The following is a 19,952-nucleotide window of genomic DNA, read 5'->3' on the forward strand; positions in this document are numbered from 1 at the left end:
GAGGAATGCGGGGTGGCCGTGGAACGGGTGGCACCCACGCGATGCGTACCCGGAATACCCAACTGACCGTTTGCCGACACCCGGTGTGCTGGTCGACGATGGACCGCCGGCGCACGTGCCCGCGCCGGCGGCCCGTCGTGGCTGGTCCGGGACCGTCAGGCGGGCACGGTCCACTTCTGGTTGGCGCCCCCGGTGCAGGCCCAGATCTGGGTCGGCGTGCCGTTGGCGGAGGTGTTGCCGACCACGTCCAGGCAACTGCCGGCGCTGGCGCTGACGAGGTCGCGGGCCGCGGTCGCGGTCCAGCGTTGGTTCGCCGCGCCGGTGCAGCTCCAGATCTGCACCGGGGTGCCGTTGGCCGTGGCGTTGTCCCGTACGTCCAGGCACTTGCCCAGGGCCCGGACGGTGCCGTCGGTGCCGAGCGTCCACTGCTGCGCGGCGGTGCCGTTGCAGTCGTACAGCTGGACCGGGGTGCCGTCGGCGCTGTTCGCGGCGGCGACGTCGAGGCACTTGCCGGCGAGCCCCACGATCGGGCCGGTCCGGCCGCCGCCCGACTGGTTGCCGGACCAGGTGAAGGTGGCGGTGGTCCGGGCCGGCAGCGAGTAGGTGAAGGACTGGCCGCCCCACATCACCTTGATCGACTGGGCGCCGGTTCCTCCATTGTGCGCGATCAGCGCCTTGGACCCGTCCGGGTTCACGTACGCCACGTTCGGCACCGTGCCGTTCGCGGTCGAGTCGATCCGGTACGCCCCGGGCCGGACGAACTTGGTCAGGTGCCCGGTGGTGTAGTACTCGATCGTGTAGTCGACCTGGCCGGCACGCGGGCCGCCCTCCTGCACCGTGACCAGCCCGGTGCACACGTCGCAGCCACCGTTGTGCGGCCCCATGTTCTGGTTGAGCGCGAGGCTCCACTTGACCAGGCTGCCGGAGTAGTTCCGGGCGTAGTTGACGATGTCGGCCAAATCCTCGTTGTGCTGATTGCCGATCCACGTCCCGCCGGAGTGCTCGGTGCTGAACTGGCGCACCGCCGGGTACTGGTTGCGCACCTGGGTGCCCACCGCCGGGTCGCCGAAGTAGCCGTGCCAGGCGATGCCGCCGAAGAGCGGGTCGTTACGGATGCCGGCGTCGGCCAGCAGCACCGCGCCGAAGTTGGGGTAGTCGCCGTAGTTCCAGTCGTGCACCAGCACCTTCGTGCTGAGGCCGGCCGCCCGCAGGGCGGGGTAGAGGTGGTTCTTGGTGAACTCGACCAGGCCGGAGCCGTTCCAGCTCATGCCCGGGTAGTTCATCGCTGTCGGGTTGCCAGCCTGGCAGCAGTTCGGCTCGTTCTGCACCGACAGGTAGTTCACCGGTATGCCGGCGGCCTGGTACGTCTGCACGTACCGCACCAGGTACTGGGCGTACATCGGGTAGTACTCCCACTTGAGCCAGCCCATCTGGTCCATCCGGCCGTTGTCCTTCATCCAGCCGGGCGCGCTCCACGGCACGCCCATCACCCGCAGCGCCGGGTTGAGCGACCGAGCCTGCGCGGTGAGCAGCCGGACGTTGGTGTCGTAGCCGTTGGCGTAGAAGTCGTTGAGGTCGCAGCAGGTGTCGTCGAGGGAGACATTGCCCGGCCGGGAGAGGTCCGAGGCGCCGATCGGGTTGCGGACGAAGGAGAGCCCGATGCCGTCGGTGGGGGAGAACAGCTTGCGCATCACCTCGTCGCGGGTGGCCGCGCTGATCGGGCCGCCCCGGAACAGGTACGCCGTGGTGTCGGTGATCGACGCGCCGCCGCCCTCGAACTGCTGGTAGCGCGTGTTCTCGTTGACCGTGATGGTGTGCGTCGCGCCGCCGCTGGTGGCGGCGAAGGCGGTGGGCGCCTGCTGCTGGAGTCCCCGGGTGACCTGCCGGCCACCGCTGTCCGAGGTGGTGGTCAGCCAGACGTTCACCGGTTCGTTCGAGGCGGCGGCCGGAGCCGGCAGGGCGAACGCGGCGGCGGCCGCGGCGGTGCCGAGCGCGAGCAGGCCGGCACCGATCGACCGACGGCGGGGTGGCGGTGGTACGGCGGAGGTGGGCATGCGTCTTCCTCTCCCAGGAGGCGGTGGGGTGGCGGTGCCGAGGCCCGAGCGAAGCGCGCGCTGATGTCACGGATTGCCCCGACCTGCGGCATCCGTGGATACAGTTAATATTCCTTAGTAATAGAAGTCAATGATTACGTCGTGATCGTTGACGGCCCGGCTGTCGGGCATCACGCGACCGGCCACCATGTCTGCCCCTCGGGGGCGTCCTTGACGATCACGATCGCGTCGTAGCTCGCCAGGTGTGCCGGGTCCAACGGGGAGTAGCCGAACCAGGGGGATACGCGGGGAGCGGGCGTCGCGTCGCCGAGGACGGCGGCCAGTCGGCGGGCGTCGACGACGTACCGGTCCTCCGGGAGCGCGTGCAGGAGCCCTTCGACGGTGTCCGGGGACGGGGTCTGCACACCGTGGTGGCGGATCGTGCCGAGGGCCGTGGCCAGGAAGGCGTACGCCCCGCCCAGTCGGGCCTCGACGATCGCCCCGGCGCTCCACCATTCCAGCGGCAGGTCGCCCATCCGCATGGTGCTCCTGTCCCGCTGGAGATGCCCGTTGTGGGCGAACACCAGCGTCGGGCCCCGCTCGGCGAGGGCGAGCAGGTTGCCGGCCATCATCGTCGCCCGCTGGCCCAGCAGGCGCGACAGGCGGCCGGATGTCGTGTCGGCCATCCAGGAGTGGTACCGCAGCAGCCCGGTGGCGGTGCGACCGTACAGGCGCGCCCGGTCCCAGTCGTCCTGTGCGGAGGCCGCGATCAGGTGTGGTGTCTGCGCGTCCAGCAGGGCCACCAGGTCGTCGGCGAGCAGCCGCAGCTGGTTGGCCTCGGACGTCCGCCCCACTGACTGGGACGGGTCCATCATCGCGGCGGGATTGGGCCACCGGTCGTCGCCACCGAGCAGGCGGTCGAGCGTGTCCACGGTGCAGGGAAGAAGATCGGGGTCGACCCGGGCGGCGAGGTAGGCGTGAAGTGCGGTGAGGGCCGGCCGGGGGCTCGCGGCGCCGGTGATCTCCAGCGGGCCGTCGAAGCCGGCGAAGCGCACCCGCTCGGACATGGGCCGGCCGTCGTTGTACGCGCGCATCCAGCGCACCAACTCCCGGTTGGCCGCGGACGCGCCGAACCCGTGGCTGAAGCCACGTTCCATGACCTCGTCCAGGGTGCCCGTGCCCGACGTGACGTGGTCGTCGACGACCAGGCCCATCAGGCAGTCGCTCTCGATCGCGATCGTCCGGTAGCCCTCCTGCTCGACGAGCTGCCGGAAGAGGTCGTTTCGCACGTCGAGCAGGACGTCCTCGCCGTGGGTGGGCTCGCCCAGGGCGAGCAGCCGTGGCCGGGCCGGGAGCAACCCCATGACGGCGGCAGCGTCGACGGCGTGGGCGGCGTCTTCGATACGGGTAGTCATGCCCTTAAACCGTATCGCTGAACCCTCGGTTGAGACTTGTCCGCGATGCGGTCCGGTCAGTCGAGGCGAAACCCTCAACGCGATGTGCGTCCAGGCGGAGGAGACCGTCCGGTGGCGCCAGAGCCGGTCCCGCCGTGTGGGTGGCCCCCCGTTCACCCGTTTAGTTGCTCCTTCGGGGGCAGGCAGGATGGGGCTGCCCAAACACCCTGAACCAGGCCTTCCTCCGTGGCTGGCATGAAATACCACTTATAACATGTAGAAACCTCATCACCTCAGATAGCTCGAAACCGGCCTGATCCGACATGAAAAGTCCTAACGTTCGTCCTGGCTCGTTCTCCTGAGCCGACGAGAGAAGGAGTGAGGAACATGTCGATGAGATTTATGACCAAGCTCGCCGGCGGGGTGGTGCTGGGTAGCGCCGCCCTGCTGCTCGGTGCGCCCGCTACCGCGTTCGCCGGGAGCGAGGAACCGACGAAGGAGCCCGTGAACTCGAACCAGGAGCAGGCGGGAAAGAGCGATTCGAACCACGAGCAGAAGACGTTCAGTGCGCGTGACAAGGAGGGCAACGGGATCATCTGCGCGACCAACAAGCAGAGCAACGAGCAGAAGGTCGGAGACATTCTCAAGGACAACACCATCAAGAACAGCGTCGTCACCTTCAACCTGCAGGTGGACGTGTCTCAGCAGGCGACGAACCAGATCGAGAACAACTCCATCGTCGTCTGCATCCGTGACCTCGACGTGGAGGTGGACGTGGAGACCAGGCTGCTCTACGACCTCCTCGCGCTGGTCGAGGGGGCTGGTACCCCGGTGACCCAGCCCGCGGGCGACGCCCCGGCGGTCGGCGGCGCGACCGACGCCCCGGCGGTCGGCGGTGCGACCGACGCCGCCCCGGCGGTCGGCGGTGCGACCGCGGGTCCGGCCGGAGCCTGGGTTGCTCCGGCGAACGGGGCCGTCGCGGCCGGTGACGGTGCGCTCGCCGACGCCGACACCGGTTCGCTGACGACGATCGGTGCCAGCATGATGGGGATGGGCGTGCTCGGTGGGCTCGGTCTGCTGCGTCGGCGGTCCGCCGGTGGCACCGTCGCCTGAGGTGGCGGCCAGGAGCGCCAGCGGCCGCCACGGTTTCCCGTGGCGTGCCGCTGGCCTCCTCCTGGTCGTCCTCGTCATCCTTACCGGGGCGGGATTGATCGGGCTCGCCGCCAAGGCCCCCGATCCGGTCCGGCCGCCACAGCCCGACCTCGCCGCCGCGCCGCCGTTTCAGCTGCCACCGTCGCCAGATGAGGCCACGGCGCCGGAGCCGACGCGGAGCAAAGCCGGCGCGTCACCGTCCGTCGGTGGGATCGCCGCCCAGGCGCGCGGTGCGCGCGACCGCCCCGCCGACAAACGCGCGCCGGCCGCGACAAGCCCGTCTCCGTCACCGCAGGTGCACGGGATGCCGCGGTCGGAACCCACCCGCATCAGGATCCCGCGGATCGGCGTCGACGCGTCGACGACCGCGCTCGGGCTGGACAAGAACCAACAGATCGCGGTCCCGCCGGCCAAGCTGACCGGGTGGTACAAGTTGGGACCAAGCCCGGGCGAGGCGGGTACCGCGGTGGTGGTGGGCCACGTCGATGCCCGCGGCACCGGGCCGGCGGTCTTCTTCCGCCTGGGCGCGCTCAAGCCAGGAGACACCATCGAGGTGCTCCGCAAGGACGGCAAGACGGCCCGTTTCGTCGTCGATGGGGTGGCCCGCTACCCGAAGAAGAATTTCCCTTCCAAGCTGGTCTACGGTCACACCGGCAAGGCGCAGCTCCGGTTGATCACCTGTGGTGGCGGCTACGACAAGGCGGCGAAATCGTACAAGGACAACATCGTGGCGTTCGCGAGCCTGACCTCGGCCCCTCGGTGAGGAGTTGTCCTGCTGACCGACGGCGTCATGCGGAGCTGTTCGCGAGTAGTTGGAACGGCGGCCGTTCGAGATGCCGCCGGTCGGGCGCGGGTGGGCGTCAGGGGTGGTCAACGATGGCGTTCGAGCAGGTCATCGCCTCAGATGGCAGACGTGGGAACGGCTGACTACCCTTGACGCCCGTGCCAGAGGGACACACCATCCACCGCCTCGCCGCCCGGCACGCCGAGCTGTTCGCCGGCGACAAGGTGCAGGCCAGCAGCCCGCAGGGCCGGTTCGCCGAGGGCGCCGCCCGGCTCACCGGCACCGTGCTCGAGGCAACCGAGGCGTACGGCAAGCACCTGCTGCACCACCATGCGGGCGAGTTGACCCTGCACGTCCACCTCGGGCTCTACGGGAAGGTCACCGACGGCGCCGGCGAGCCGCCCGAGCCGGTCGGCCAGGTGCGGCTGCGGCTGACCACCGACCTCCACTGGCTCGACCTGCGCGGCCCCTCCGCCTGCGAGCTGCTCACCCCACCCGAGGTGGCGGCGTTGCGGGCCCGGTTGGGCCCCGACCCGCTGCGCGCCGACGCCGACCCCGAGCGGGCGTACGCCCGGATCTCGCGTAGCTCGACGCCGCTGGCCGCGCTGCTGCTGGACCAGTCGGTGGTGGCCGGCACCGGCCTGATCTTCGTGACCGAGGCGCTGTTCCGGGCCGGCCTGCCGCCGACGCTGCCCGGTCGGCGGCTCGACCGGGCCGGCTGGGACCGGCTCTGGCTCGACCTGATGACGCTGATGACCCAGGCGGTCCGGCTCGGCCGGATCGACACCGTCCGGGACGAGCACCTGCCGGAGGCGATGGGCCGCGCGCCGCGCGTCGACCGGCACGGCGGCGAGGTGTACGTCTACCGTCGCCCCGGCGCGCCCTGCCACGTCTGCGGCACCCAGGTGCGGCGGGGTGAGCTGGCCGGGCGCAACCTCTACTGGTGTGCCACCTGCCAGCCCGGCTGATCGCCCGCCGCGACCGGGGAGCAGAACCCTGCGACCGGTCGGGGCGACCCGTACAACCGATTCCGGCCGGTGCTCGTCTGTAGGGGGGACCGACGGAGGTAACCGGATGCCGGACGCATCGGAACAGGAATTCGTCGAGTACCTCAGCGCGCGGCTGCCCATGCTGCACCGGCTGGCGTACTCGCTCTGCGGGGACGGCGACGAGGCCGACGACCTCGTGCAGGAGGCGGCCACCAGGATCTTCCAGCGCTGGTCCCGTGTTGCTGGGGCCGACCAGATCGACGCGTACGTCCGGTCGGTCGTGGTGCGGCTGTTCCTCGACGGCCGGCGCAAGGGCTGGTGGCGCATCCGGCTCTTCGCCGCCCCGCCCGACATACGCCAGACCGAGGACCGGGGCGTCGAGGACCGCACAGTGCTGTGGCAGGCGCTGGCGCAGGTGCCGCCCCGGCAGCGGGCCGTGCTGGTGCTGCGGTTCCTGCACGACCTGCCGGTGGACGAGGTGGCCCGCGCCATGGGCTGCTCCGCCGGAACGGTGAAGAGCCAGACCGCCCACGGGCTGGCCGCGATGCGCCGCCTGCTCGACGGCGCGGAGTTGATGGAGACGACCAAGGGGGTAGCGCGATGACGGGGGACGAGGAGCGCATCGTCGGCCTGCTGCGCCGGCTCGACGCCGAGCCGGTGCGCCCGGCCCGGGTCGACCTGGCCGCCGCGATGCACGAGGGGCGCCGCCGGCGGCGCAGCCGTCGGGCGATGAGTGTCTCGGCCGCGGGGGTGGCCGTGCTGGCGGCGGTCACCGTGCCGTTGGCGTTCGGCGGTGAGCGGTCGGGCGGACCGGCGCCCACGATCCCGCCCGCCGCACCGTCGACACCCGCCGGTCCGCCCGCCACGACGCGCCCGCCGGGCGGTCCGACCGCCTGCACGGCCGAGGCGTTGCCGATCCCCGGCGGGCACGCCAAGAGCCTGGTCACCGGCGGCGACCCGACCGGCCGATTCCTGGCCGGTCGGTCGTACCCCGGCGACGGCACGGGCAACCCGGTGATCATTTGGGACGGCGACCGGGCGCGGGAGTACCGGATCCCCGGCGCGGACCAGCAGATGGCGGACGTGAACAGCGCCGGAGTCGCCGTGGGGTCGGTCTACGTCGGCGACGAGCCGCAGCCGTACGTCATCCGGAACGGCCGGCCCGAACGGCTCCGCGGTGTGCCGGCCGGCGAGGCGACCGCGATCACCGACGGGTGGATCGTGGGGGCCCGGCAGGTCGGTGACCGGCAACGCCCGGTGCTCTGGTCCGCGCCGGACGCCTCGGCCAGGGACCTCCCGCTGCCGGGCTCGCGTTGGGAGGGGACCGCCGTCGGCGTCGACTCCGCGGGCACCGCGGTCGGGAAGCTCCACGACGGCCCGACCGGGGTGACCCGGGCCGTCGTCTGGCGGCTGGGCGCGAAGCCCGAGTTGCTGCCGATGCCGCGGCTGGACGGCGGCGTGGCGAGCGAGTTCGTTCCGGACAGCTTCGAGGGCGGTTGGATCACCGGGACCGCGTTCCTGGACGAGAGCGGTGTCCGGCGCCTCTACGCGGCCCGCTACCACCTGCCGACCGGTCGGTACGAGCCGCTGCCCCGGGGCGTCGTCCCCGACGCGGGCAACGGCCGGGGCTGGGTGGTCGGCTCGGTCAGCCGCATGGACGCGGGCCTGCTCACCGACGCGGGAACCGTGAGACTGCCGGACTTCGACGGGCGCACCGGCCGGTACGCGGCCCTCGCCGTGAGCGTCAGCGACGACGGGCGGGTGGTCGGCGGTCAACTCGACGTCGCGCCGGGTGGCAACGGCGTGGTGATGAAGGCGGTCCGCTGGCGCTGCCACTGATCCCGTCGCTCCCGCCGCGCCGGTCCGGTCGCTCCGTTGACGGAGGACACGGGCCGGCGCGGCGCGGCGCGGCGGGGTGGCCTCGGGCTCAGCGCAGGCGGCGGATGTCGCCGTACGCCCGGTAGAAGCCTCCCCGGCCGGACTCGCGGACCTCGGTGACCAGGTAACGGGCCCCGGGCTCGCGGATGCCCTTGGGGAACTGCACCGACCAGTCCCGCCGATAGCCGCCGGAGAGCACGTGGACGCGGAGCCGGCCCCGATCCTCCAGGCACTGCACCACCACGCCGCCGTCGACGTCGCTGGTCACCTCGACGGTGGACCAGGCCGCCGGCTCGGGCGGCCGGGGCGGGGCCTTGACGTCGACGACGTCCGGCACGCTGCCGGACTCGGCGGCCCGGATCGCCGGCTCGCTCGCGTCGATGCACGCGAGGTAGCCGCCGGTGGTGACCACGTAGAGCCGCTCCTCGTGGTACTGCATGGAGTAGGCCGAGCCGCAGCCGGTGCCGAGCTTCCACAGCCGGTTGCCGGCCGCGTCGAAGCAGTAGATCGAGGACTGGCTGTCGCCGGCGAAGACGTACCGGCCGCCCTCGGCGGTGGCGCAGGAGAAGACCGGGGCGTCGCACCGGTAGCTGCGCTCGGCGCGGCCGTTCTTCGCCAACCGCACCACCTCGCGGGTGCCGGTGCCGGCGAACACCGTGCCCCGCTCCTGCCAGCCGAATAGCACGGACCCGGTGGGGGTGTGCCAGAGCTCTCGGCCGGTGCGCCAGTCGTAGCCGGTGACGCCCTGCGAGTGGCCGTGGTACAGCGCGGACGCGTCGCAGCGCACCATCCAGGCGGCCCGGCCGCGGCCCGCCCGCCGCCAGAGGAACTCGTCCTCGTGGTCGATCGCGGCGATCCCGCCGTCGGCGTCGGACACGCCGAGCACGCCGTCGTGGATGTCGAGCCAGTAGATGTCGATCTCCGGGGCGATCGCGTACGCCACCCGGGGCACCTTGCCGGACAGGTCGTAGACGTTGCCGTCGTCGCAGCCGGCGTAGATCCAGGCGTCGTCGGCGACGATGCACTTCACCCCGTCGGGGAGCCGGACCTGCCCGAGCACCCGGGCGTCGTGGCCGAGGGTGGTGATCACGCCGTGTTCGTTGCCGACCATGCAGCTCTGGCCGTCGACGAAGATGCCGAACGCCGGCGCGCCCGAGTCGTAGCGCCAGAGCACCGGCGCGGTCCGCGCGGTGGAGCGGGTGCTGACGATCTGCCGACGGGAGACCGACCGCTTCTGCCGGACGCCGCGCACCGCCGGGGCGTACCCCTTGCGGATCTTCTCGCCGATCTTTCTCGCCGCGGCGGCCCGGGCCCGCGCGTTGTCCGGGTAGCTGCTGGTCTTGACCTGCCCCTGGTCGCCGATCCGGCCGTAGCGGACGGTCATGGCCGTGTCCTCGACCACCACCTCGTAGAACTTGTGCGCACCACCGTCCACTTCGGACAGTTCGAGGTAGGTCGTCTCCTGGGACATGGGGGTGCCTCCGGGTGGGGTGGGCGACCGGCCGAACACCGGCGCGACAACGCCAGCACGCTAACCACGGCCCCCGACAAAACCCGAAGGCGACGGCCGGCTCAGCGGTCGATGTTGTGCAGGGCGTCGACCGCCTTGCGGGCGGCGATCAGCACCGGGTCCCAGACCGGCGCGTACGGCGGGGCGTAGCCGAGGTCGAGCGCGGTCATCTCGTCCACCGTCATGCCGTTCCACAGCGCCACCGCGAGCGTGTCGATCCGCTTGGCCGCCTCGGACCAGCCGACGATCTGCGCTCCGAGCAGCCGACCGCCCGGCCGCTCGGCGATCAGCTTGACCGTCATCGGCCGGGCGCCGGGGTAGTAGCCGGCCCGGCTGGTGGACTCGGCGACCACCGACACGAACTCGAAGCCGGCGGCGGTGGCGTCCCTCTCGCGCAGGCCGGTGCGCCCCACCTCCAGGTCGCAGACCTTCGTCACGGCGGTGCCGATCACGCCGGCGAAGGTGGCGTAGCCGCCGCCGATGTTGATCCCGGCGATCCGGCCCTGCTTGTTGGCGTGCGTGCCCAGCGGGATGTGCACCGGCATCCCGCTGACCCGGTGCAGGGTCTCCACGCAGTCGCCGGCCGCCCAGACGCCGGGCAACCCGGGGACGCGCATCCGCCGGTCCACCCGGATCGCGCCGGTCGGCCCGAGCGGCACACCCGCCGCCTCGGCGAGCGCGGTGTTCGGGCGTACGCCCAGGCCGAGCACCACGACGTCGGCCGGGATCGGCCCCTCGGCGGTGACCACCGCGGTGACCCGGCCGTCCCGCTCCTCGAGCCCGGTGACCCGCAGCCCGGTGCGGACGTGGATGCCGATGCCGGTCATCGCGTCCGCCACCAGCTCGGCCATGTCACCGTCCACCGTGGACATCGCCTGGTCGGCCTGCTCGACCAGGGTCACCGAGAGGCCGCGCACGATCATCGCCTCGGCCATCTCCACCCCGATGTAGCCGGCGCCGACCACCACCGCGTGGCGCGGCTTCGGATCGTTCTCCAGCCAGTCGCGCAGCGCCGAGCCGTCGTCCAGGGTCTGCATGCCGAACACGCCCCCGATGCCGCCCTTCGCCCACGGCGGCTTGATCGGCACCGCGCCGGTGGCGTAGACCAGGTCGTCGAAGTGCTCCCGGACCTCGCCGCCGCCGGCCAGGTCCCGGGCCACCACCTCGCGGCGCTCCAGGTCGATCGCGGTCACCTCGTGCCGAATCCGCACGTCGATGTCGAACGAGGTGCGGAAGGTCTCGGGGTCGCGAGCGATCAGCGCCTCCGGCTCCGGCACCAGCCCACTGATCCAGTACGGGATGCCGCAGGCGGAGTAGGAGGTGAAGTGCCCCCGCTCGAACGCGACGATCTCCAGATCGGCGAGGTCGCGGCGGCGGCGTGCCTGGGACGCCGCCGCCATGCCGGCGGCGTCGCCGCCGATGACGATCAGACGTTGCGCCACGGGATCATCCTGTCACGCTGCGGTCACCCGTGGGTCTGGCGCGCGACGTCCTGCACCACGTCGGAGAGGCGGCCACTACGGGCGAACACCGCGCGCTGCCGCGCCGCGCCGCTGCCGTGCCGGCGGAGCCCGCCCAGCAGGTCGCTCACCTCGGCCCAGTCGCCGTGCTGCTCGATCGCCGGGCGGACCCGCTCGACGAACCGGTCCAGCAGCTCCCAGGCCGGCCGGACCTCGCCGGTGGTCAGGTCGACCCCGTCGCCCTCCAGCCCGTCGTGGGCCGCCCGCCAGTGCGCGGCGACCAGCAGGTGGTGGTCGGTGCGGATCGCCGGGCGTCCGGCGGCGATGTCGTCGATCGCGGTCGCCACCAGGGCGCGGACCAGCGCCGCGACCAGCACCGCGTCGTCGACGGACGGACAGACGTCGCCGATGCGCAGCTCCACGGTCGGGTACTTCGCGGAGAGCCGGGCGTACCAGTAGAGCATCCCCTCGTCCAGCATCACGCCGCTGGCGATCAGCTGGCGGATCAGCCGCTCGTAGTGCTCGTGCGACTCCAGGTACGGCGTCGGCGCGACCGACGGCCAGCGCTCCCACTCGATCGACCGCCAGCTCGCGTAACCGGTGTCCTCGCCCTTGGCGAACGGGGAGTTCGCCGTGACCGCGTGCAGCGTGGGCAGCCACGGCCGGACGTGGTTGAGCACGTGGACGCCGGTCTCCGGGTCGGGAATGCCGACGTGCACGTGCATGCCGTTGTTGCCGGGGCCGGGCACCAGCAGCCGGAACCGCTCGATCATCTGGTCGAAGCGGGGCTTGTCGACCACCGGCGGCACCGGGCCGTCCACCGGTCCGGTGCCGATGGCGAGCAGCCGTACGCCGGCCCGCTCGGCCGCGTCGGCGAGCGCGCGGCGCAGCACCCCGAGTGAGTGCCGGATCGAGGACAGCTCCAGGCCGGGCGGGGTGCCGATCTCGATCTGGCTGGTCTGGAACTCACGCTCCACCTGCCCGCGCAGCTCCGCCGGCACCTGCTCCATCACCAGGTCGACGGCGGGCACCGCGGCGCCGGTGTGCGGGTCGACGAGCAGGAACTCCTCCTCGACCCCCACGGTGAGCAGATGGGCCCTGTCGGCCGTCCCGCTCGGCGCCTCCGCCAGCTGGCCGGTCATCGCCATCACCGTCCGTTCCTGCGGGTCGCGGTCCGTCCGCATCCCGGTCTGTCCGGTGGTTACCCACCGTGGCGATGACCGGAAACGCGGTGCGGCGCGTCGGCGGCGTGTCGCGGCAGCCGCGCCGGCGTGACACCGGGCCCTAGGCTGGACCCGTGCCGGGACCGTGGGGGATCGCGCTGGGGCTGTGGGCGTACGCCCTCACCCGGCTGACCCTGTTCGCGGACCAGCCGGCCGTGCTGCTCGCCGGCGCCGCGCTCGGCGCGGCCGTGCTGCTCGCGGCCCTGCTCGCGGCACGGGCCCTCGTCCTCGGCGCCGCACCCGGCGCCGCCCGGCGAGCCGCCGGCCTGCGGGCCCGTGCCCGCCACCGCCGGGTGCCCCGCCAGGTCGACCCGGACGCGCCCGGGCGACCGCGCCCCCGCGCACCGGGCGTCCGTCTCTCGGCCGCGTAGCACCGACCAGGTCGGCGACGGCCGGGCCACTCCGGCCCGGGCGGCGCGCCGCGCGGCCGATTCCGCCGTCATCCGTCCCGCCGGGCCCAGGCGCCCGGCCGGGACCACCGGAATCGGACCGAGGGACATCACATGCTCGCCTTCGCACCACTGCACGCCGCGGTCGGGGCCGCCGGCACCGCGCTCACCGCTCTCACCACCCTGCTCGAACCGATCGCCGGCGGCGCGGCCACGGCCGCCGCGATCGTGGTGCTCACCGTCGCCGTCCGGCTGCTGATCTCGCCGCTCACCGTCGCGCAGGTGCGAGGTGAGCGCCGCCGGGCGGCGCTCGCCCCGCGGGTCCGCGACCTCCAGCGGCGGTACGCGGACGACCCGGCCCGGATGCAGAGCGAACTCTTCGCGCTCTACCGGACGGCCGGCGCCAACCCGCTCGCCGGCTGCCTGCCGCTGCTCCTCCAGGCGCCGTTCCTGCTGGTGCTGTACCGGCTGTTCGCGACCACCGAGGGCGGCACCGGGCTGCTCGACGAGCGGCTGGCCGGGGTGCCGCTGGGTCACCACCTGGGCGACGGGCTGACCGGGGCGGCGTTGCCGCTCTTCGCCGTCCTGCTGGCCGCGTTGGTGGCGCTCGCCTGGTGGTCGTCGCGGCGGACGCGGCGCGCGGCGGCCGTGACCGGCGCGGTGGCCGGTACGCCGACCGAGGGGCCCGGCGTCGCGGCGCTCGGCCGGGTGCTGCCGCTGCTGCCGTACACGACGGTGCTGTTCGCCCTGGTGCTGCCGTTGGCCGCGGTGCTCTACCTGGTGACCACCACGGCCTGGTCGGCGCTGGAACAGGCGGTGCTGCGCCGGCCGCAGGGGGTGCCGCGCGACGCCGAAATCAATCGACGTTGACAACTGTCCGAGGGCCACGTACAACGGTCGGGAGAGCGCTCTCTCGCCCGTCCCGCAGAGAGGCACGTCCATGAATGCTGACCCGGCGGCACCCGCCGCCCCGCCCGTCCGGCGCCGGCTACGTCTGGCGTTCGCCCTGCTCGCCGTCGCCACCACCGCCCTGGCCGGCGTCACCATCAACGCGCACGCCGCGGTGCCCCCGCCCCCGTCCGGCTGGAGCCTGGTGTGGAGCGACGACTTCACCGGCGCGGCCGGCACGCTGCCGTCCTCGGCCAACTGGATCATCGACACCGGCACCAGCTACCCCGGTGGCCCGCCGAACTGGGGCACGGGCGAGATCCAGACGTACACCAACAGTACCGCCAACGTCAGCCACGACGGCGGCGGCAACCTGCGCATCACGCCGCTGCGCAACGGCTCCGGCGGATGGACCTCGGCCCGGATCGAGACGGTCCGGAGCAACTTCAAGCCGCCGTCCGGGGGAGTGCTGGCCATCGAGGGCCGGATCCAGATGCCGAACGTGACCGGCGATGCCGCGCTCGGCTACTGGCCGGCGTTCTGGGCGCTGGGCGCCCCGTACCGCGGCAACTACCAGAACTGGCCGGGCATCGGCGAGTTCGACGTCATGGAGAACGTCAACGGGATCAACTCGGTCTGGGGGGTGCTGCACTGCGGCGTCGCCCCCGGTGGACCCTGCAACGAGTTCAACGGGCTCGGCGCCTCCCGGGCCTGCCCGGGCAGCACCTGCCAGTCGGCGTTCCACACCTACCGGTTCGAGTGGGACACGTCGAGCAGCCCCCAGCAACTGCGCTGGTACGTCGACGGGCAGCAGTACCACACCGTCACCCAGGGGCAGGTCGGTGAGCCGTACTGGACCCAGATGACCTCGCACGCCGGCTACTTCCTGCTGCTGAACGTGGCGATGGGCGGGGGCTTCCCGAACGGCGTGGCCGGCTTCACCACGCCGACCGCCTCGACCGTCCCGGGCCGGCCGATGCTGGTCGACTACGTGGCGGTCTACAGCCGGGGCGGCGGCGGTACCCCGCCGCCGACCACCACGCCGCCGCCGTCCGGCGTGCGGGACGCGTACGCGACGATCCAGGCCGAGTCGTTCAACGCGCAGAACGGGGTGATCGTCGAGACGTGCAGCGAGGGTGGGCAGAACATCGGCGCGCTGCGCAACGGTGACTGGGTCCGCTTCGACAACGTCGAGTTCGGATCCACCCCGGCCCGGGACTTCGTGGCCCGGGTCGCGTCCGGGGCGGCGGGGGGTGTGAGCGGACTGGTCGAGGTGCGGCTGGGCAGCCCGACCAGCGCCCCGATCGGCAGCTTCGCCCTCGCCAACACCGGCGGCTGGCAGAGCTGGCGCTCGGTGCCCGGCAACGTCGCCGCGACCACCGGCCGGCACACCGTCTACCTGACCTTCACGAGCGGTCAGCCGAACGACTTCGTCAACGTCAACTGGTTCACCTTCCGCCGCTGAGCCTCGCGGGGCCCGGCGCGCTGGCGCCGGGCCCCGCCCGCGCGGTGCCACGCCACCCCTGGACAGGAACAGTTAACAGTCTTAATAATAAACGCCAACGTTGACGTCCGTGGATGCCTGTCCCGGTGTGGAGGTTCGCATGAAGCGGTCCAGATCCCTTGTCCTGTCCCTGGTCACCCTGCTGGCCGCGACGCTCGGCGCGGCCTGGGTGGCGCTGCCCGCGTTCGCGGCCGGAGCGACCGCGACTTTCGTGAAGACCTCCGACTGGGGCACCGGCTGGGAGGGGAAGTACACGATCACCAACGGCGGTGGATCCACCATCAACGGCTGGACGGTCAGCTTCGACCTTCCGGCCGGCACCACCGTCGGCAGCTACTGGGACGCGCTGCTCACCACCGCCGGGCAGCGGTACACGTTCACCAACCGGTCCTGGAACGGCACCATCGCCCCGGGCGCCTCGGTCTCCTTCGGCTTCCTGGGCAGCGGCACCGGCGCGCCGACCAACTGCCAGCTCAACGGCGCCGCGTGCGGCGGCGGCGCCCCGCCCACCACCCCACCGCCCACCACGCCGCCCCCGACCACGCCGCCTCCGACCAACCCGCCGCCCACCGGCGGGCTGCCGAAGCACCTGCTCACCGGGTACTGGCACAACTTCGACAACCCGGCCGTGGAGCTGCGGCTGCGCGACGTGCCCGCCGAGTACGACCTGGTCGCGGTCGCCTTCGCCGAGGCCACCACCACTCCGGGAGCGGTCACCTTCGGCGTCGACCCCGGGCTTGCCGCCGCGCTCGGCGGCTACACCGACGCCGACTTCACCGCGGACGTCCGGACCCTGCAGAGTCGGGGCAAGAAGGTGATCATCTCGGTCGGCGGCGAGGCCGGCCGGGTGTCGGTCAACGACTCCGCCTCCGCCGCCCGGTTCAGCGACACGGTGTACGCGCTGATCCAGCGCTACGGATTCGACGGCGTCGACATCGACCTGGAGAACGGGCTCAACCCGACGTACATGGCGCAGGCCCTGCGCGCGTTGCGAACCAAGGCCGGCGGCGGCCTGATCATCGCGATGGCGCCGCAGACCATCGACATGCAGTCGCCGGCCGGCAGCTACTTCAAGCTGGCCCTCGACATCAAGGACATCCTCACCGTGGTCAACACGCAGTTCTACAACTCCGGGGCGATGCTCGGCTGTGACAACAACGCCGCGTACGCCCAGGGCACGGTGAACTTCATCGTGGCGCTGGCCTGCATCCAGTTGGAGGCCGGGCTGCGCCCCGACCAGGTCGGGCTCGGCCTGCCCGCCGGGCCGGGCGCGGCCGGCGGCGGCATCGTCGCGCCGAGCGTGGTTAACGCGGCGCTGGACTGCCTGGCCCGGGGCACCAACTGCGGCAGCTTCCGCCCACCGCGCACCTACCCGGGCATCCGTGGCGCGATGACCTGGTCGGTCAACTGGGACGTCACCAACGGCAACGGCTTCGCCCGCACCGTGGCGCCGCACCTCGACACACTGCCCTGACCGCGGCTCGCCCGCGACACGTCGATCACGGCGGGCGGAGTGGCTCAGCGACCGGCGGTCACCGACCGCCGGTCGCGCCGCGCCGCCCGGCGGCGGACCTTCTTCACCGCCCAGAGCGCGATCATGCCGACGAAGATCGCGATGATCCCGTAGTCGAACCAGGTGCTGTACCGCTCGACCTGCTGCCACCGTGAGCCGAGCGCGTACCCGCCGCCGACGAAGAGCGCGTTCCAGATCCCGCTGCCCACCGTGGTCAGCACCACGAACTCGGGCAGCGGCATCCGGTTCGCCCCGGCCGGAATGGACACCAGGCTGCGCACCACGGGCATCATCCGGCCGAAGAACACGGCCCACCGGCCGTACCGCTCGAACCAGCGGTCGGCGCGTTCCAGGTCGTCGAGGTCGACCAGGGGCAGCCGGTCGAGCCACCGCTTGAGCCGCTCCTCGCCGACCGCCGCGCCCAGCCAGTAGAGGATCAGCGCGCCCAGGAGGGAGCCGGCGGTGGCGGCGAGCGCCACCACGACCACGTTGAACCGTCCCTCGCCGGCCAGGTAGCCGGCCATCGCCAGCACGATCTCGCTCGGGATCGGCGGGATGACGCTCTCCAGCGCGACCAGCATCGCGACGCCCAGCGCCCCGGTCGCGTCGATCACCCCGGCCACCCAACCGGTCAGCCCGCCGAGCCGGGTCGGGTCGACGTCCTGGGCGAACGGCATGGCGATCCTTTCCGCGGCGGAGGGGATCGCATACCTGTACCCCTCGGCCCGGCGCCCACACCTGCCGGTGGTCCAGCCCACCCGGGCGCCAGCGTCACTCCTCCGGATGCAGGGCGGCGTCGGCGGGACCGCGCCGCCAGCCGGTGAACCGGACCTCCAGCCCGCCCCGGGTGGGGGAGCAGCAGAACGGACCCGCCGCCGCCTCGGCGTCCGGTGCGAGCGGGGCGAGGCGGACCAGCCGCCAGGGCTCCCCGGCCACCCGGGCCCGGACGGTGAGCGCATCTCCCGAACGGCTGGCCCGCACGGTCACCTCCCGGCCGGCCCACTCCGGCACCGGGCCGACCGACCAGTCCGAGACCTCTCGGGTCACCACGGCGCCGAGCTGCGGCTGGCCGTCGCTGATCTCCACGCCGGCCTTGACCCAGGTCCGCTCGTCCACCCGGACCAGCACCCCGGCCTGGTCGAACTGCTCGGTCCACGCCAGCCGGAAGCTCACCTCCACCGCCGTGCCGGTGGGGAACGGCGCGAGCAGCGCCGACCCGTCGTCGTGCACGAAGCCGTAGCTCGTGTGCCGCCAGAAGTCGCTGCCGGCGGCGGGCTCGACCAGCAGATCCCCGTCCGGCGTACGGTCCGCCCGCACCGGCCGGTGCAGCCAGCTCCCGGCGGACCAGTCGACCGGCTCGGTCTCGGACACGTCGCGCATGACCGGCACCGTACGCCGATGGCGGCGGACGCGTTTGCCCGGGCGGCGGACTGGTGAAGATGAACGGGCATGGGTGACAGGTGGTACTCCGAGGCCGTCGTCTACTGCCTCGACATCGACACGTTCGCGGACTCCGACGGCGACGGGGTCGGCGACATTCGAGGGCTGATCGGCCGACTCGACTATCTGGCCCGGCTCGGGGTGACCTGCCTGTGGCTGCACCCCGTCCACCCGTCGCCGAACCGCGACGACGGCTACGACGCCACCGACTTCTACAACGTGGACCCGCGCTTCGGCACCCTCGGCGACTTCGCCGAGCTGCTGCACCAGGCCCGCAACCGGGGAATCCGGGTGATCATCGACCTGGTGGTGAACCACACCTCCGACGAGCACCCGTGGTTCCAGTCGGCCCGCTCGTCGCCCGACTCGCCGTACCGGGACTGGTACGTCTGGTCGGAGCAGGAGCCCGAGGACCGTCGGCAGGGCATGGTCTTCCCCGGCGAGCAGCACGAGACGTGGAGCTACGACCGCACCGCGAAGGCCTGGTTCTACCACCGCTTCTACCGGTTCCAGCCGGACCTCAACATGGCCAATCCGAGGGTCCGCGAAGAGGTCAAGAAGGTCATGTCGTTCTGGCTCCAGCTCGGGGTCTCCGGGTTCCGGATGGACGCGGTGCCGTTCATCATCGAGCTGACCGAGCCGGGCAACCCGAACTCGCCGAAGGACTTCGAGTTCCTCACCGAGCTGCGCCAGCACGTGCAGTGGCGCAGCGGCGACGCCGTCCTGCTGGCGGAGGCGAACGTGGAGCCCGACCAGCTGCCGACCTTCTTCGGCGACAGCGGCGGGTCGGGGAACCGCCTGCACATGCTCTTCGACTTCATGCTCAACGGCCGGCTCATGCTCGCGCTGGCGCGGCAGGACCCGGAGCCCGTGATCGAGGCACTGCGGGACACGCCGGCGCTGCCCGTGGGCGGCCAGTGGGCGACCTTCCTGCGCAACCACGACGAGATCGACCTGTCGCGGCTCACCGCAGAGCAGCGCAACCAGGTGTACGCGCAGTTCGGCCCGGACGAGGACATGCGTATCTACGACCGGGGCATCCGGCGACGGCTGGCCCCGATGCTCGGCAACGACCGGCGGCGCGTCGAGCTGGCGTACTCGTTGCAGTTCTCGCTGCGCGGCACGCCGGTGTTGCGCTACGGCGAGGAGATCGGCATGGGGGAGGACCTGTCGCTGCCCGGCCGGCAGGCGATCCGTACCCCGATGCAGTGGTCGTACCAGGAGAATGCCGGCTTCTCCACGGCGGAGCCGGAGAAGCTGGTCCGGCCGGTGCTCGACAAGGGCGAGTTCGGCTACCAGAAGGTCAACGTGACCGCCCAGCGCAGCGACCCGAAGTCGCTGCTCGGGTGGTTCGAGCGGATGATCCGTACGCTGCGCGAGGCCCCGGAGATCGGCTCCGGCTCGACCAGCCACATCGACCTGCCGATGCCGCCCGGGGTGCTCGCCCACCGTGCCGACGGGCCGACCGGGACCATGGTCTTCCTGCACAACCTCGGCACCGAGGACGTGGAGGTCGATCTCAGCACGCTGGAGCCGGAGGCGGAGCTGCCGATCGACGTACTGACCGACCGGGGCTACGGCGACGTCGGCAAGCTCAACGCACTGAAGCTCGGCGGGTACGGCTACCGCTGGATCCGGCTCCGCCGCGGCCGGGCCCGCTGATCGGAGCGCCCGGCGGCGGGCGTCCGGTGTGGACGTTCACGGCGCCGGCGGACCGGGCCCGACGGGACCGCTCCGCCGGCCACGGGCGGCGGGTCTGCCGCCCGACGGCGGGCGGGGTTAAGCTCCACCGATC

The 19,952-nt window shown here is 72.4% G+C and carries 17 protein-coding genes; 10 read left to right on the forward strand and 7 right to left on the reverse strand.

Going from position 1 to position 19,952, the window contains the following annotated elements:
• Positions 1 to 155: 155 nt before the first annotated feature.
• A complete protein-coding gene (locus O7603_RS26520) occupies positions 156 to 2,054 on the reverse strand; it encodes a ricin-type beta-trefoil lectin domain protein (protein WP_281572463.1) in 1,899 nt (632 codons plus the stop codon).
• A 170-nt stretch (positions 2,055 to 2,224) separates the two neighbouring features.
• A complete protein-coding gene (locus O7603_RS26525; RefSeq protein WP_281572464.1) occupies positions 2,225 to 3,448 on the reverse strand; it encodes an erythromycin esterase family protein in 1,224 nt (407 codons plus the stop codon).
• A 366-nt stretch (positions 3,449 to 3,814) separates the two neighbouring features.
• Between O7603_RS26525 and O7603_RS26530 the strand changes: the two genes are divergently transcribed.
• The 5 genes from O7603_RS26530 (at position 3,815) to O7603_RS26550 (ending at position 8,191) form a co-directional block, all read left to right on the forward strand.
• Positions 3,815 to 4,540, forward strand: a complete 726-nt coding sequence (locus O7603_RS26530) for a hypothetical protein (RefSeq protein WP_281572465.1) — start codon at positions 3,815 to 3,817, stop codon at positions 4,538 to 4,540.
• Position 4,541: 1 nt separating this feature from the next.
• Complete coding sequence (locus O7603_RS26535) at positions 4,542 to 5,342, forward strand: class F sortase (RefSeq protein ID WP_281572466.1); 801 nt, start codon at positions 4,542 to 4,544, stop codon at positions 5,340 to 5,342.
• Between the two features lie 179 nt (positions 5,343 to 5,521).
• Positions 5,522 to 6,331 carry a DNA-formamidopyrimidine glycosylase family protein gene (locus O7603_RS26540; RefSeq protein ID WP_281572467.1) on the forward strand — a complete coding sequence of 270 codons (810 nt, stop codon included), beginning with the start codon at positions 5,522 to 5,524 and terminating at the stop codon, positions 6,329 to 6,331.
• A gap of 106 nt (positions 6,332 to 6,437) precedes the next feature.
• Positions 6,438 to 6,956, forward strand: a complete 519-nt coding sequence (locus O7603_RS26545; RefSeq protein ID WP_281572468.1) for a SigE family RNA polymerase sigma factor — start codon at positions 6,438 to 6,440, stop codon at positions 6,954 to 6,956.
• Positions 6,953 to 8,191, forward strand: coding sequence for a hypothetical protein (locus O7603_RS26550; RefSeq protein ID WP_281572469.1), 1,239 nt, complete (start codon positions 6,953 to 6,955; stop codon positions 8,189 to 8,191). The genes O7603_RS26545 and O7603_RS26550 overlap by 4 nt, the downstream gene beginning before the upstream one ends.
• 88 nt (positions 8,192 to 8,279) lie before the next feature.
• On the opposite strand, the gene O7603_RS26555 is transcribed toward O7603_RS26550, so the two are convergent.
• From O7603_RS26555 to O7603_RS26565, 3 genes are all read right to left on the reverse strand, one after another.
• On the reverse strand, positions 8,280 to 9,701 hold the full coding sequence (locus O7603_RS26555; protein ID WP_281572470.1) for a WGR domain-containing protein: 1,422 nt from the start codon (positions 9,699 to 9,701) through the stop codon (positions 8,280 to 8,282).
• A gap of 101 nt (positions 9,702 to 9,802) precedes the next feature.
• The gene (locus O7603_RS26560; protein ID WP_281572471.1) at positions 9,803 to 11,182 is read right to left on the reverse strand and encodes an FAD-dependent oxidoreductase; all 1,380 of its coding nucleotides are present in this window, start codon (positions 11,180 to 11,182) and stop codon (positions 9,803 to 9,805) included.
• Between the two features lie 23 nt (positions 11,183 to 11,205).
• Positions 11,206 to 12,342, reverse strand: a complete 1,137-nt coding sequence (locus O7603_RS26565) for a glutamate--cysteine ligase (protein WP_281576818.1) — start codon at positions 12,340 to 12,342, stop codon at positions 11,206 to 11,208.
• A 155-nt stretch (positions 12,343 to 12,497) separates the two neighbouring features.
• Here O7603_RS26565 and O7603_RS26570 point away from each other — a divergent pair, with 155 nt between their 5' ends.
• From O7603_RS26570 to O7603_RS26585, 4 genes are all read left to right on the forward strand, one after another.
• Positions 12,498 to 12,794 carry a DUF6412 domain-containing protein gene (locus tag O7603_RS26570; RefSeq protein WP_281572472.1) on the forward strand — a complete coding sequence of 99 codons (297 nt, stop codon included), beginning with the start codon at positions 12,498 to 12,500 and terminating at the stop codon, positions 12,792 to 12,794.
• Positions 12,795 to 12,926: 132 nt separating this feature from the next.
• The gene (yidC, locus tag O7603_RS26575; protein WP_281572473.1) at positions 12,927 to 13,682 is read left to right on the forward strand and encodes a membrane protein insertase YidC; all 756 of its coding nucleotides are present in this window, start codon (positions 12,927 to 12,929) and stop codon (positions 13,680 to 13,682) included.
• 70 nt (positions 13,683 to 13,752) lie between these two features.
• Complete coding sequence (locus O7603_RS26580; RefSeq protein WP_281572474.1) at positions 13,753 to 15,165, forward strand: carbohydrate-binding protein; 1,413 nt, start codon at positions 13,753 to 13,755, stop codon at positions 15,163 to 15,165.
• A 139-nt stretch (positions 15,166 to 15,304) separates the two neighbouring features.
• The gene (locus O7603_RS26585; RefSeq protein WP_281572475.1) at positions 15,305 to 16,678 is read left to right on the forward strand and encodes a cellulose binding domain-containing protein; all 1,374 of its coding nucleotides are present in this window, start codon (positions 15,305 to 15,307) and stop codon (positions 16,676 to 16,678) included.
• 44 nt (positions 16,679 to 16,722) lie between these two features.
• Here O7603_RS26585 and O7603_RS26590 read toward each other — a convergent pair whose 3' ends face one another.
• Both O7603_RS26590 and O7603_RS26595 read right to left on the reverse strand, forming a co-directional pair.
• A complete protein-coding gene (locus O7603_RS26590) occupies positions 16,723 to 17,394 on the reverse strand; it encodes a DedA family protein (protein WP_281572476.1) in 672 nt (223 codons plus the stop codon).
• Positions 17,395 to 17,488: 94 nt separating this feature from the next.
• Positions 17,489 to 18,097 carry a DUF1349 domain-containing protein gene (locus tag O7603_RS26595; RefSeq protein ID WP_281572477.1) on the reverse strand — a complete coding sequence of 203 codons (609 nt, stop codon included), beginning with the start codon at positions 18,095 to 18,097 and terminating at the stop codon, positions 17,489 to 17,491.
• Between the two features lie 69 nt (positions 18,098 to 18,166).
• Between O7603_RS26595 and O7603_RS26600 the strand changes: the two genes are divergently transcribed.
• On the forward strand, positions 18,167 to 19,819 hold the full coding sequence (locus O7603_RS26600; protein ID WP_281572478.1) for an alpha-amylase family protein: 1,653 nt from the start codon (positions 18,167 to 18,169) through the stop codon (positions 19,817 to 19,819).
• Positions 19,820 to 19,952: the final 133 nt, after the last annotated feature.

This window comes from Micromonospora sp. WMMD812, from assembly GCF_027497215.1.
GTDB lineage: Bacteria > Actinomycetota > Actinomycetes > Mycobacteriales > Micromonosporaceae > Micromonospora.